The organism is Mesorhizobium dulcispinae, assembly GCF_033977345.1.
Lineage (GTDB): Bacteria > Pseudomonadota > Alphaproteobacteria > Rhizobiales > Rhizobiaceae > Mesorhizobium > Mesorhizobium dulcispinae.
Genome location: NZ_JAVIIY010000006.1, coordinates 179,625 through 192,401 on the forward strand (window position 1 = coordinate 179,625; position 12,777 = coordinate 192,401).

At 65.1% G+C, this 12,777-nt stretch carries 13 protein-coding genes; 6 read left to right on the top strand and 7 right to left on the bottom strand.

Features of this window, described 5'->3' with window-relative positions:
- Positions 1-43 precede the first annotated feature (43 nt).
- The 3 genes from iolG to RFN30_RS15600 are packed head-to-tail and all read left to right on the top strand — an operon-like array spanning position 44 to position 2,275.
- Entirely contained in the window at positions 44-1,036 is a 993-nt protein-coding gene (gene iolG / locus RFN30_RS15590; protein WP_320262978.1) for an inositol 2-dehydrogenase, read from the top strand.
- A gap of 34 nt (positions 1,037-1,070) precedes the next feature.
- Complete coding sequence (locus RFN30_RS15595) at positions 1,071-2,009, top strand: sugar phosphate isomerase/epimerase family protein (RefSeq protein ID WP_320262979.1); 939 nt, start codon at positions 1,071-1,073, stop codon at positions 2,007-2,009.
- Between the two features lie 26 nt (positions 2,010-2,035).
- The gene (locus RFN30_RS15600) at positions 2,036-2,275 is read left to right on the top strand and encodes a hypothetical protein (protein WP_320262980.1); all 240 of its coding nucleotides are present in this window, start codon (positions 2,036-2,038) and stop codon (positions 2,273-2,275) included.
- A 3-nt stretch (positions 2,276-2,278) separates the two neighbouring features.
- On the opposite strand, the gene RFN30_RS15605 is transcribed toward RFN30_RS15600, so the two are convergent.
- The 4 genes from RFN30_RS15605 to RFN30_RS15620 all read right to left on the bottom strand — a co-directional run bounded on the left by RFN30_RS15605 (position 2,279) and on the right by RFN30_RS15620 (position 5,773).
- A complete protein-coding gene (locus tag RFN30_RS15605) occupies positions 2,279-3,079 on the bottom strand; it encodes a class I SAM-dependent methyltransferase (RefSeq protein ID WP_320262981.1) in 801 nt (266 codons plus the stop codon).
- A gap of 178 nt (positions 3,080-3,257) precedes the next feature.
- Positions 3,258-4,340, bottom strand: coding sequence for an NAD(P)H-dependent flavin oxidoreductase (locus RFN30_RS15610; protein WP_320262982.1), 1,083 nt, complete (start codon positions 4,338-4,340; stop codon positions 3,258-3,260).
- A gap of 117 nt (positions 4,341-4,457) precedes the next feature.
- On the bottom strand, positions 4,458-4,796 hold the full coding sequence (locus tag RFN30_RS15615; RefSeq protein WP_320262983.1) for a type II toxin-antitoxin system TacA family antitoxin: 339 nt from the start codon (positions 4,794-4,796) through the stop codon (positions 4,458-4,460).
- The gene (locus RFN30_RS15620; protein ID WP_320263141.1) at positions 4,742-5,773 is read right to left on the bottom strand and encodes a LacI family DNA-binding transcriptional regulator; all 1,032 of its coding nucleotides are present in this window, start codon (positions 5,771-5,773) and stop codon (positions 4,742-4,744) included. The genes RFN30_RS15615 and RFN30_RS15620 overlap by 55 nt, the downstream gene beginning before the upstream one ends.
- Before the next feature lie 697 nt (positions 5,774-6,470).
- On the opposite strand from RFN30_RS15620, the gene RFN30_RS15625 reads away from it, so the two are divergent.
- The 3 genes from RFN30_RS15625 to RFN30_RS15635 all read left to right on the top strand — a co-directional run bounded on the left by RFN30_RS15625 (position 6,471) and on the right by RFN30_RS15635 (position 10,127).
- Positions 6,471-7,433, top strand: a complete 963-nt coding sequence (locus RFN30_RS15625) for a sugar-binding protein (RefSeq protein WP_320262984.1) — start codon at positions 6,471-6,473, stop codon at positions 7,431-7,433.
- Positions 7,434-7,569: 136 nt separating this feature from the next.
- On the top strand, positions 7,570-9,135 hold the full coding sequence (locus tag RFN30_RS15630; protein WP_320262985.1) for a sugar ABC transporter ATP-binding protein: 1,566 nt from the start codon (positions 7,570-7,572) through the stop codon (positions 9,133-9,135).
- A complete protein-coding gene (locus RFN30_RS15635) occupies positions 9,132-10,127 on the top strand; it encodes an ABC transporter permease (RefSeq protein WP_320262986.1) in 996 nt (331 codons plus the stop codon). The genes RFN30_RS15630 and RFN30_RS15635 overlap by 4 nt, the downstream gene beginning before the upstream one ends.
- Positions 10,128-10,171: 44 nt before the next feature.
- On the opposite strand, the gene phnN is transcribed toward RFN30_RS15635, so the two are convergent.
- The 3 genes from phnN to RFN30_RS15650 are packed head-to-tail and all read right to left on the bottom strand — an operon-like array spanning position 10,172 to position 12,684.
- Positions 10,172-10,798, bottom strand: a complete 627-nt coding sequence (gene phnN, locus RFN30_RS15640; RefSeq protein ID WP_320262987.1) for a phosphonate metabolism protein/1,5-bisphosphokinase (PRPP-forming) PhnN — start codon at positions 10,796-10,798, stop codon at positions 10,172-10,174.
- Positions 10,795-11,934 (bottom strand): alpha-D-ribose 1-methylphosphonate 5-triphosphate diphosphatase, encoded by a 1,140-nt coding sequence (locus tag RFN30_RS15645; RefSeq protein WP_320262988.1) that lies wholly within the window; start codon positions 11,932-11,934, stop codon positions 10,795-10,797. The genes phnN and RFN30_RS15645 overlap by 4 nt, the downstream gene beginning before the upstream one ends.
- A gap of 42 nt (positions 11,935-11,976) precedes the next feature.
- Entirely contained in the window at positions 11,977-12,684 is a 708-nt protein-coding gene (locus RFN30_RS15650; RefSeq protein WP_320262989.1) for a DUF1045 domain-containing protein, read from the bottom strand.
- Between the last annotated feature and the right edge of the window lie 93 nt (positions 12,685-12,777).

Below are 12,777 nucleotides of genomic sequence, written 5' to 3' on the forward strand. Positions count from 1 at the left end.
GCCGTGCCGCGACAGGGCGGCCCTGACAGGAAAGTCGAAACGCATGATGGATGTTTGTCTGTTCGGGGTGGGGCTGATCGGCCGCGTGCACGCGGGCAATCTGGCGCGCCATCCAAGGGTGCGGCTGCGCTACATCGTCGATCCCAATCGCGAGGCGGCCGCCAGGGTCGCCGCCGCCACCGGCGCCGAGATCGCCGACACCGAGACGGTGATGAACGATCCGTCGGTGAAAATGGTGTTCATCGCTTCGGCGACGCGCACGCATGCCGACCTTGCCATGGCGGCGGCGGCGAAAGGCAAGGCGATCTTCTGCGAGAAGCCGATCGATCTCGATCTCAAGCGCACCGACGAGTGCCTGGCCGCGGTCGAGAAAGCCGGCGTGCCGTTCCAGATCGGCTTCAACCGCCGCTTCGATCCGAGCTTCCGGGCGCTGAAGGAGCGCCTTGCCGCCGGCGAGATCGGCGCCGTCGAGCAGGTCATCATCACCAGTCGCGACCCCGAACCCGAAACCGAGGAAGCGCTGGCCGGGGGCGGGGGCGTCTTTCGCGAAATGACGATCCACGACTTCGACATGGCGCGAAACCTGCTCGGCGAGGAGCCGGTCGAGCTTTTTGCGACCGGCTCCTCGCTGGTCGCGCCGCAATACAGGAAGCTCGGCGACTACGACACCGCGATGTTCATCCTGCGAACCGCGTCCGGCCGTCAGTGTCACATCAACAACAGCGTCAGGGCCGCCTATGGCTACGACCAGCGCATCGAGGTGCATGGCGCCGAGGGCATGCTGCAGGCCGGCAATCGGCTGCCGACCTCGGTCGAAATGTACAGCGGCAAAGGCATATCGCGCGACAAGCCCTACTACTTCTTCGTCGAACGCTACGCCGAGTCCTACGCCGCCGAGATCGATGATTTCATCACCTCCGTCGAAACCGGCAGGAAGCCCGCCGTCACCGCCGGCGACGGCCGCAAGGCCATGATCCTTTGCGAGGCGGCGCTTGCGTCCGCCAGATCCGGCAGGTTCGAACCTGTGAAGCTCTAAGCGGAAGGTCTCAAGTCAACCAGGAGTCCCGAAAATGAAGATTGGCATGATCACCGACAGCCTGGGCAATCTTTCCTTCGACGAGATGCTGCGCGCTTCGGCCGAACTCGGGCTGGAGACGCTGGAGTTCGCCTGCGGCAACTGGTCGTCCGCGCCGCACATCGATCTCGCAGCCATGCTGGACAATGCTGCGACCCGCAGCGAATTCATCGCCAAGGTCCGCGACCACGGGTTGACGATCGCGGCGCTCAACTGCTCGGGCAACCCGCTGCACCCCGGACCGCAGGGCAAGGAGCACCGGCAGGTGACGGAGGACACGATCAGGCTGGCGAGCCTGATGGAGATCGATCGCGTGGTGATGATGTCCGGCTTGCCCGGCGGTCCGGGCGATGCCAACCCCAACTGGATCATCACCGACTGGCCGCCCGAATGCGCCGACATCCAGCGCTACCAGTGGGACGAGTGCATCATTCCCTACTGGCGCGATCTCGTCAGCTTCGCGAACAATCTCGGCATAGAAAAATTGTGCCTGGAACTGCACGGCCATCAGGCTGTGTACAACGTCCAGACGCTGTTTAGGCTTCGCGATGTCGTTGGCGAAACGGTGGGCGCGAACTACGATCCGAGCCACCCGCTCTGGATGGGTGCCGACCCGATTGCCGCCGTGCGCAAGCTTGGCTCGGCGATCTACTATGTACACGCCAAGGATACGCGCATCGAACCGATAGCGGCGGCCATCGACGGCGTGCTCGATGCGCGTCCGCCAAACCACTATGCCGATCGGGCCTGGAACTACATCACGCTGGGCTACGGTCACGGCGAGACCTGGTGGCGGCAGTTCTGCGTCGCGCTGAAGCAGGTCGGCTATGACGACGTGCTCTCCATCGAGCACGAGGACATGATGCTGTCGCCGATGGAAGGGATGCGCAAATCGGTGGCGTTGCTGCGCAACGTCGCGATCAATCTGGCCTGATGCAGGCGGATCGACTCGGAAGGCCGATGCCGCCCCCGAGCCTTGTCGCGGCGCTGGCTTGCGAGCCCAAGCTCGTCTCCAAGCATCCGGCGATCGGCGATTTCCTGCGCTGGCGATGGCCAGAGGCCGCCTTCATGACGGCAGCCGGCATGGCCGCGGCGACCGGCCTTCCCGCCACGACGCTGATCAGGCTGCTTGCGCTGCTCGGCTATCCGAACTTCCGCAGTTTTCGCGATGCGGTGCGCGCGCAGCTCAGATCGCGGTGAAGGTCAGGCCACGGTCCCCCTGCAGGCCCAGGCGACATTGGCGAAGGATCTCGCCCCATCCGGCCGGCCGGCCTCATAGGCATCGCGGATGGCGGCTTCGACGCGCGTCCGCTCCGCTGCGTCGAGCGTCGTCATGTATTTGCCGAGTGGTCCTTCGCCGGCCGCGATCGGCGCCCAGTAGTCGTCGAAATTCTCATAATCCATGCGGATCATCAGCTCGGCCTCCGTGACGTCGGCCAGCCCCTGCTCGACAAAAGTCCGTTTCATCTCGCCGGGCTGCATCATCGGCTGGAAGCAGTAGCGGCTGCGCATCTGGCGCCCGCTTTCGCTGAGCGCCGCTACCGTGTCGATCATCATGCGCATGCCCGGCATGCCGCCGAGATGGTCCCACACCACGGCCGCGACCACTCCGCCCGGCCGCACCACACGGCGCATCTCGGCCACCGCCTTGCCGGTCTCCGGCACGAAGTGAAGCACCAGCAGCGCCAGCGCACGGTCGAACGCATTGTCCGCGAAAGGCAGGGCGGTGGCGTCCGCTTGGCTGAAGGCGATGCGCGGATCGGTGTTCCTCTCCTTAGCCGCCGCGACGAAGACCGGCGAGAAGTCGATGGCCTGGATCTCGGCGAGGTCGGCGGACTTCGCCAGCTCGAAGGTCAGGCTGCCGGTGCCGCAGCCGACGTCGAGAATCTTTTCGCCGCCGGCCAGACCGGCGAAGTCGATGAAGAGCGGAGCGAGCCTGCGGCTCCATCGCCCCATGAGCTGTTCATAGCCGGACGCCGCGTGAACGGTGAAAGTCGACGCCATCAGGACCTCCCCACTTATGAGCCCAAGCTAAACCTCGACGGAATTGCTGCCAAGGCGCAGAGCAATCTCCGGGTGCAAGAATAGCTCAGCGTACCGCGGTTTATATGGGCGACTTCACGGTCGCCACGCTCTCCTTCTCGCGGGCGCCGAATTCGCGATGGGTTCGTGGGAACGAGCGTTAACGTGCCGGCGACGCCGAGAGCATGCCGAATATCTCCTTCGCCTCGGCAACGAGCGTTCGCATCAGCTCTCCCGCCGGCAGCTCCCGGTTCAACGCGGCCGCCTGCCCGTAGAGATGAAAGGCAAAATCCGCCTTTGCATGATCGGCGTCGCCGAGCGGAGCGGTCAGCGCATACATTTGCGGGAAATCCGGAAGGGGCATCCGGCTCTCCTCCATCTCCAGGGCATAGCGCGTGCGTTTCGCCCGCGCGGCGCGGCCCGAGAAGGCATCGGTGACCATCGTGTCCATGTCTGTCGCGGCGCGGATCAGGGCGCGGCGCGGTGCGTCCGTGCCTGCTTCGTCGCAGGACAGAAAGCCGGTGCCGATCTGCACGCCACTGGCGCCAAGCGCGAAAGCGGCCGCTATTCCTCGGCCGTCGGCAATGCCGCCCGCGGCAATGACCGGGAGCTTGACGGCATCGACGATTTGGGGAACCAGCGCCATCGTTCCCACCCCGTCACCCGGACCGTTCGGGACGTGAGAGCCGCGGTGGCCTCCGGCCTCCCATCCCTGGGCAATGACGGCATCGGCGCCGCTGTCGGCAAGCTTCAACGCCTCGGTGACGTTCGTCGCAGTGCTGATGATCATGATCCCGGCCTGCTTCAGCCTGGCGACCTTGGCCGCGTCCGGTATGCCGAAATGGAAGCTCACGACCGGCGGGCGGATCTCGAGCACCAGGTCAAGCTTTTCGTCGTCGAAACCCGGTCCGATCGGCGGCAGCCTCTGCGATGGTTCGCCAAGCGACAGCTCCTGATAGTAGGGTCGCAACCTTTCGATCGTCCGCGCCAGTACGGCATCGCTGGTGCCGGGTTTGGGGAAGACAAAGAAGTTGAGGTTGAACGGATGGTCGGTCCAGGCGCGCAGCTGGCGCGCGACGTTGCGCACGCCGTCCGGCAGCATCGATGCGCAGCCAAGCGACCCCAACCCGCCGGCATTGCTCACCGCCGCGGCAAGTTCCAGCGTCGCCGAGCCGGCCATCGGCGCCTGGATGATGGGATGCTCGATCTTCAGCAGATCGCAGAGACGACGGTTCGGCCACATGAGCGTCTCTCCTGTGCCGGGGAAGGAACATGCGCCCACCCAGCATAGGCCTGTGCCGGGGTCCGGTCACCGCAATTATGCCTTCACGCTCCCCGGGGATGACCCTACCAGTAGGAATCAGCGCTTCCAGACGGGCTTACGTGTCATGCGCGCTCGAAGTTCTTCGGACGGCTTATTGGGGGCATCAAGCAGATCAAGAAATTGTTCATGCGCGTCGGCATCGAGAAAGAAGATGCGCTGATCGAGAATAGTTTCTTCGGCCTGCCTGCGGGCGCTGTCCAGCACGAACGCCGACAGTTTCTGCCCACGCAAGTTCGCGGCACGGGTAAGCATGGCCTTCGTTCCCGCCGGTGCCCGAATCTGAATCACATTATCTCTTCGTGTTGCATCCCTACGGTCTCTCATGGTGCCGCTCCCTTCACGCTCGCCACGCTTTCCCGCTCCACCAGCGGGCATTCCAGCTTGGTGATGGGGTAGCGGCCGTGGCCAGGTGTCGGCGGCGTCTCCAGCTGCTCGATCGCCCATTGGCCCATCGCCAGATGCGGCAGGATCGACGTGGTCAGCGGCGGGAACAGGTGACGGGCGATCTCCTCGTCGTCATAGCCGACGACGGAAATGTCCTGCGGGATATGCAGGCCGGCTTCCTTCAGCGCCTCGTAGCAGCCGATCGCCGTGCGGTCGTTCTGGCAGAAGATGGCGGTCGGACGGTCCTTCAGCGCAAGCAGCTTGACCGTAGCGGCATAGCCGGCGCTGGCCGACCAGTCGCCCTCGACCACCAGCTCCGGATCGAAGGGGATATCGGCTGTTGCGAGCGCGCGGCGATAGCCTTTCAGCCTATCCTGTGCCGCCTGCATCCAGGGCTCGCCGGTGATGGTGGCGATGCGTCGGTGGCCGTGGCTGATGAGATGCCGGGTGGAGCTTTGGCCGCCGGCGATCTCCGAGGGCACAACGGCCGGGAAGGCATAGTCGGCGGTGTAGCAGTTGAGCAGGATGACCGGGATGTCGAGACTATAGAGGAACTCGGGCGCCGTGATCTCGCGGGTGAAGATGGTCATGTAGATCAGCGCCGAGATGCCGCGCCGCGTCAGCGCCTGTATGGCACGCGGCTCCATGACGGCATCGCCCATGGTCTGCGCCACCAGCAGCACGTTGCCGGCGTTCCACGAGGCCTGGCGCGCGCCCTCGATGGCGACCACCGCCTCGGGGCTGGTGGCGAGCTGGTCGACGGCAAAGCCGATGACGCCATCCAACCCCTCGAAGGGCGCGACGGGCGGGCGGAGCGCCGAAAAGACCGGCGGCGAGTAGCCGAGCGCCCTGGCTGCCTCGATCACCCGGTCGCGCGTCTGCTGCGACAGCCTGATGCCCGGCGAATTGTTGAGCACGAAGGAGACCGTCGCCTGCGAGCAGCCGGCGGCCCGGGCGATATCGGTCATGGTGACACGGCCCTTGGGCTTGACGGACGGCTTGCGGCGCCTGGAGGCTTCCGGGGGATCGCGCAGTTCCGTCGGTTCACTCATGGTCGTTTCCCAAAGCCTGCCGGCTGTAAGCAGGCCGGCGGCACGGCAAGATGGTCAGGTCCGGCGCATTTATCGGAAACGCACCTTATTTATAACTATAATCAGACACGACATTTTCCTCACCAGCCACTCCGCCTGTCAACGAAAAACAGCTGGGTCGATACCGGATATCCGGCTATTCCCTTGGGATTCTGCATTTGCGGCGGAGCTTATCGCCGCCGCTCTCTTCTTTTCGCCTTGGCACCTCGGCCGATGGCCTCCTCCGCCGCCGAGGCGCTGCTTCGGCGTCATTACTAATAGTCTTTACTAATAGCCGTAAGCGTTTTACTGTCAACTCGTCGCGATCGGACCGGAAGGCTCCCGGCCGGCAGCGGCAAGTGGGAGGAGCGCGCGTCAGATGGCCGGCCGGGCGCCGGAACAGGGCTGCCTCATTCTCACGAAAATGTCAGACAAATCGGACTATTTACGAACGCCAAATCTGTGTCTAGTGTCTTGGTCGCGGCTGGATTGGCGCCGTTCTTAAGTAGCCAGATCTTGGGCAAGCCCCTTGAGGAGGAGGGCGTCCGGGCCGCAGCCGAGACATCAGCGATGAGTTTCAAAAGGGAGGTTGAACATGAAATCCATGATCCGTAACGCATCCGTCGCCGCGGCCGCCTTGGCTCTCGGCCTGTCTGCGAGCGCAACCGTGCGCGCCGACGACAAGCCGACGCTGGCCTTCGTCGTCAACGGCGCGTCAGACTTCTGGAAGGCGGCGGAAGCCGGCGTGAAGAAGGCGCAGGGCGAACTGCCCGACTACAATCTCGAGCTGAAATACCCTGAGCAGTCGTCTGTCGCCATCCAGCAGCGCCTGATGGACGATCTGGTGACGGCCGGCGTGAAGGGCATCATGGTGTCGGCCGTCGACCCCAAGACCTCGACCGACGGGCTGAACAAGATCGCCTCCGAGACGGCGCTGTTCACCACCGATAGCGACGCCCCGCAGACCAAGCGCGTCGCCTATATCGGCTCGTCCAACGTCGATGCCGGCAAGCAGGCGGCCGAGATCGCCAAGAAGGCGATGCCCGACGGCGGCAAGTGCCTGGGCTTCGTCGGCCTGCTCGGCGCCGACAACGCCAAGGAGCGCATCCAGGGCATGAAGGACGGGCTCGCCGGCAGCAAGATCGAACTGGTCGACGTGCGCGGCGACGACATCGACCAGGCACGCGCCAAGAAGAATGTCGAGGACGCGCTGGTCGCCAGCCCGGACATCACCTGCATGGTCGGCTTCTATTCCTACAACACGCCGCGCATCTATGAGGCGCTGCGCGACGCCGGCAAGCTCGGCCAGATCACCGTCGTCGGCTTCGACGACGATCCGATCACGCTGGGCGGCGTCAAGGAAGGCACGGTTGCCGCGACCGTGGTGCAGCAGCCCTTCGAATGGGCCTATCAGGGCATGAAGCTGATGGCTTCCTACCTCAAGGGCGACAAGTCGGGCATTCCGGAGAACGGCCTCATCATTGTGCCGACCAAGATCATCGGCAAGGACGATGTCGATGCCTATGCCGCCAATCTAAAGGCGATGGCGGGCAAGTAATCGATACGCAGTTGCGCCGGCTCAAGGTTCGCCTTGAGCGGGCGTCCGTATTGACGGGCCTGCCAAGGCCCGTCAGTCTGTGGTCCACCGGCTGCTGAGCAGCGCTATGAATTGTGGCGCGATGAATCATGGCGTGATGAACTATTCCGACCCATCGATCGTGCAGTCCGCTCCTTTCCTGAGCCTCGAGGCCGTGCGCAAGACCTATCCCGGCGTCGTGGCGCTGGATGGGTTCTCCATGGAGGTCAGGCCGGGCGAAGTGATCGGCCTGGTCGGCGAAAACGGCGCCGGCAAATCCACGTTGATGAAGATCCTCGGCGGTGTGACGCGTCCGGACAGCGGCACCGTCATCGTCGATGGCGTCGCGCATGAGGGACTGACCGTCGAGGGCAGTATCGGCTCTGGCATCGCCTTCGTGCATCAGGAGCTCAATCTCTTCGAAAACCTCGATGTCGCCGCCAACGTCTTCTTCGGCCGCGAGCCTCTGAAGGCCGGGCCGCTGAGGCTGGTCGACCGCGCGAAACTGCGCGAGATGGTGGCCCCGCTCCTGAAGCGCGTCGGCGCCAATTTCTCGGCCGACGCGCCGGTCGCCTCGCTGTCGCTCGCCCAGCAGCAGATGGTCGAGATCGCCAAGGCGCTGTCGATCAAGGCGCGGCTGGTGATCCTCGATGAACCGACCTCCAGCCTGCCGATCGCCGAGACCGAAAAGCTGCTCGACGTGATCAAAGGGCTGCGGGCGGAAGGCATCAGCGTCATCTTCATCTCGCACCGCCTGCACGAAGTCGAGCGCGTCGCCGACCGGGTCGTGGTGCTGCGCGACGGCATGCTTGCCGGCACGCTGCCCAAGAGCGAGATCAACCACGACCAGATGGTCAAGCTGATGATCGGGCGCATGCTGAAGGAGCGCGAGAAGGCCGCGGAAGCGGGGCGCGCTCCGGGCGGCGTCGCGCTCTCGGTAAATGCCGTGCGCACCAGCGCCTATCCTGACCACCCGGTTAGCCTGGAGTTGAGGCGCGGCGAAATCCTCGGCCTTGCCGGCCTGGTCGGCTCGGGCCGCACCGAGCTCGCGCGGGTTCTGTTCGGCATCGACGAGCGGCTCGGCGGCAACGTCACGCTGGACGGCAAGGCGCTCGATGTCGGTTCGGCCGCCGATGCGGTGGCGAGCGGCATCTTCCTCGTGCCCGAAGACCGCAAGCTCACCGGCATCCTGCTCGACCTCTCAATTGCCGAGAACATTTCGCTGCCCAATCTGCCGGCGCATGCGAAGCGCTCGCTGGTGTCAACCAGCGCCGAGCTCGCCACCGCGGAGAAGCAGAAGAAGGACCTCGGCATCAAGGCGCCGTCGGTGCTCACCCGCACCGGCACGCTTTCGGGCGGCAACCAGCAGAAGGTGGTTTTGGCCAAATGGCTGGCGATGAACCCGAAGGTGATGATCCTCGACGAGCCGACCCGCGGCATCGATATCGGCGCCAAGGCCGAGATTTACGGGCTGATGCGCGCCCTCGCTGATGCCGGCGTCGCGGTGCTGATGATCTCCAGCGACATGGAAGAAGTGATCGGCGTCTCGGACCGCATCGCGGTCATGCATGAGGGGCAGATTTCCGGCATTCTCGACCGGGACGATTTCAGCCAGGAGAACGTGCTTTTGCTGGCAGTGGGCAAGAAGCCGAAGCTGGCGCATGCCGCTGGAGGAGCGCAATGAGCAAGAAAGACTTCGGCCTGCTGATCCTGATCCTGGTGGTCGGCGCGGTGGTGACGGCCATCAACCCGCGCTTCCTTTTGCCAATCAACCTCGCCAACACCTCGAACCTGATCGGCCTGTTCGGCATCCTCTCCATCGGCCAGGCTTTCGTCATCATCACCGGCGGCATCGAGCTTTCGGTCGGCTCGCTGGTGGCGCTGCTCGGCACACTGTTCATCGACTTCATCGCCGTGCGCGAGATGGACTGGCCGCTCGCCTTCGTGCTGATCATCGCGCTCGGCGCCGTCATCGGCTTCGTGCATGGCTGGCTGATCACGCGGCTCAAGATGCAGCCTTTCGTGGTGACGCTCTGCGGCCTCTTGATCTATCGCGGCGTGGCGCGCTTCTACACCGCCGACGGCACGGCGGGCTTCGCCTTCGGCCAGAATTTCCCGGACCTCGAATTCCTGACCGCCGGCCGCAGCTGGGGCGTGCCGAACAGCTTCATCGCGCTCATCGTCATCGCCATCGTCATGTGGGTGGTGCTGCATCGCTCGGTGTTCGGCCGTTATCTCTACGCCATCGGCAAGAACGAGGAAGCGGCGAAATATTCGGGCATCCGCACCGGACGCGTGGTGATCGCGGCCTATGTCATCTGCGGCGTGCTGACGGCGCTGTCGGCGATCTATTTCGCCATGTACACGCGCTCGATCTCGCCGGCGAGCCACGGCCAGTTCTACGAGCTCTATGCGATCGCAGCGGCGGTGCTCGGCGGCTTCTCGCTGCGCGGCGGCGAGGGCTCGCTGGTGGGCGTCATCCTCGGCACCGTGCTTCTGCAGGAACTGCAGAACCTGGTCAACCTGCTCGGCATCCCCTCCTCGCTCAACTTCGCGGTGATGGGCGGGGTGATCCTGATCGGCGTTCTGGTCGACCAGCAATGGGGCGTGTTCCGTGCGCGGCGCCGGATGATGGAAGCGACGCGCAGGAATGTCGCAGGCGCGCCGGCGGAGTAGCTGTTCCGGCTCCCCCTTCTCCCCCTTGTGGGAGAAGGAGGGCGCTAAATCATGTCCGAAAGATCCGAGACCGCCATCGCCTTGCGCAGCACCTCGGCGAAGCGCTCGCCGGCGATCTCTCTGGCGCCGCTGTTGTCGATCGAGGTGACGTCCGGGCCGGACAGCGTCACGCTCGTGCTGCGCGCCAGGCGCGCCAGCACTTCGCCGCGCGATTCACGGCCGCGCGCCGCCAGCCGCTCGGCGAGGATTTCCGGCGCCGCGGTGATCTCGACCACCGCCAGATTGGCATAGCGCTCACGCAACGCCGGGATGACGGCGCGGGAGACATTCGCCACCGCCACGTGGCCGTTGGCGACCGCCCAGTCGACATCGGCCGGCAGGCCATAGCGCAGGCCATGCGCATCCCAGCAGATGGCGAAGGCGCCGTCGGCCTCCGCCTCGGCGAAGGCGGCATCGGCCAGCGTATCGTGATCTTCGCTGGCGGAGTCGCTCGGCCGGGTGATGACGCGGCGCACGAATTCCAGCCGAGTCTCTTCGGCAAAGCGTGCCTTGGCGTAGCCGATCACCATGTCCTTGCCGGCGCCGCTCGGGCCGACGACCGCGACGAAGACGCCGTTGCGGATCGGAAGCGTTTCGGTGAGTTCGCGTTCGATCAGCGCCGAAACCATCATGCGACACGCCTGCCCTGGCGCCACACGGTGCGCACGACCGGCACATGATCGTCGACGCGCACGCGCACCAGATCGGCACGGCGGCCCGGCTCGATGACGCCGCGATCGGTGAGGCCGACCGCGTCGGCCGGGTTCTTCGACACCATGGCGACCGCCTGCGGCAGCGAGATGCCCTCGACCACATCGCCGAGGAAGAAGGCCGACTGGATCAGGCTGAAGGGGATGTAGTCGGACGACAGGATGTCGAGCAGGCCGTCGCCGGCAAGCGCCCTGGCCGAGACGTTGCCCGAATGCGAGGAGCCGCGCATGACGTTCGGCGCGCCCATCAGCACGCCGAGGCCGGCCGCCTTCGAGGCCCTTGCCGCCTCCTCCGTGGTCGGGAACTCGGCGACGCGCACGCCCTGCTCGACCGCCTCGTCGACATGGCCGGCGGTCGCGTCGTCATGGCTGGCGAGCACGATGCCCCGCTCATGGCAGGCGGCGGAGATGAAGACGCGGTTCGGGCCGGAATTCTTGGCCGATTCCGCCATCCGCTTCTCGCAGAATTTCTGGAAGTCGCTGTCGGTCAGCTTCAGCTTGCGCTGGTAGTAATAGGCATAGGTCTCGAGGTTGACGAACTGGCGTTGGCCCGGCGCATGGTCCATCAGCGAGGCGAGCTTCACCCTGTCGTCGGTCTCGAAATTGGCGAAGGCCTTGAGGCAATCCGGCGCCGAGACTTCGCAGCGCAGATGGATGAAATGGTCGGCCCTTAGCCGATCCTGGCTGACGCTGTCCTCGATCGCGTCGGCGAGCTTGCGGATGTCGCCGGAGGTGAGGTCGGCATCCTCGTCCATGCCGACGCGCAAGGCATCGAGCACCGTCGTGATGCCGGCGGTCGCCACCTGTGCGTCATGGGCAAGCACGGCGGCGATCGGGTTCCAGCGCACTTTCGGACGCGGCGCGTAGTGGCCTTCGAGATGATCGGTGTGCAGCTCGACGAGGCCCGGGATGATGTAATCGCCGCCCATATCCTCGCCGGTGCCGGCTGCACCCGGCTCGATCGCTGCGATCAGGCCATCGCGCAGCAGCAGCGAGCCCTCGACGATCTCGTCGGGCAACACGATGCGGGCATTGGTGAGGACGGTTTCGGCGGTCATTTCAGGCAGTCCTATCTCAAGCGATCATACTGGGCGGTCAAATCAGGCGGTTTTTCTGGCCGGGCGGCGTCCAAGCGCATGGTGCGAGAGCGCCATGAAGGGGGCGCCCGGCTCGGTTTCGACAAACAAGGTCAGCGCATCCACCGGCACCGGACGCTGCAGCACTTCCGCGAAAAGGCTGTCGATTGCTGCACGAAGACGGGGGCTTTCCTGTGGCCCGACGCGTCCGGAAAGCGTCATGTGGAAACGGAACGTTTCGAAGACGTAAGGATAGCCCCACTGGCACAGGTTGCGGAATTCCTGCGGCTTCAGCGAATCGGGGCTGCGCCGTTCGATCTCGGCTTCGGTCAGCGGCGCGCGGAAGCGGTCGAAGGCACGCACGACCTCGCCGGCGAAATTGTTGAGCGGCGCGAAAGGGGCTTCCGGCACCAGCGCGAAGAAACCGTCGATCTGGCCGACGACGAGGCGCGGAATGACGACCTGCGACGTGACTTCGGCGAAGTCGTCGAGCGCAGCGCGTAGCGAGGCTTCCGTCTCGTTCGGCGCCAGCCGGAACGGCGCCTTCAGTGTCGCGTGGAAGCCGTAGCGCCTGGCCGAGGCCGTGTGGAAGGCAACTTCCGCCGCCGACAGATCACCCACGGCCTCGACCGGCCGCGTCGCCGCGCCGAACGGGTCGCGGCCAAGCCAATTGGCGGCGATGCGCGCCAGCGGCTCGTCCTGCCGCGGGGTGAAATAGATGGCGTAGCGCATGAGAAAACCTCGTCAGCCCGCTGCCATAGGTGATTTCCATGACGGATTGACGAAGCTTTCGTGGGTTTTCGAAGGCAACCAGGCCCACGTGGT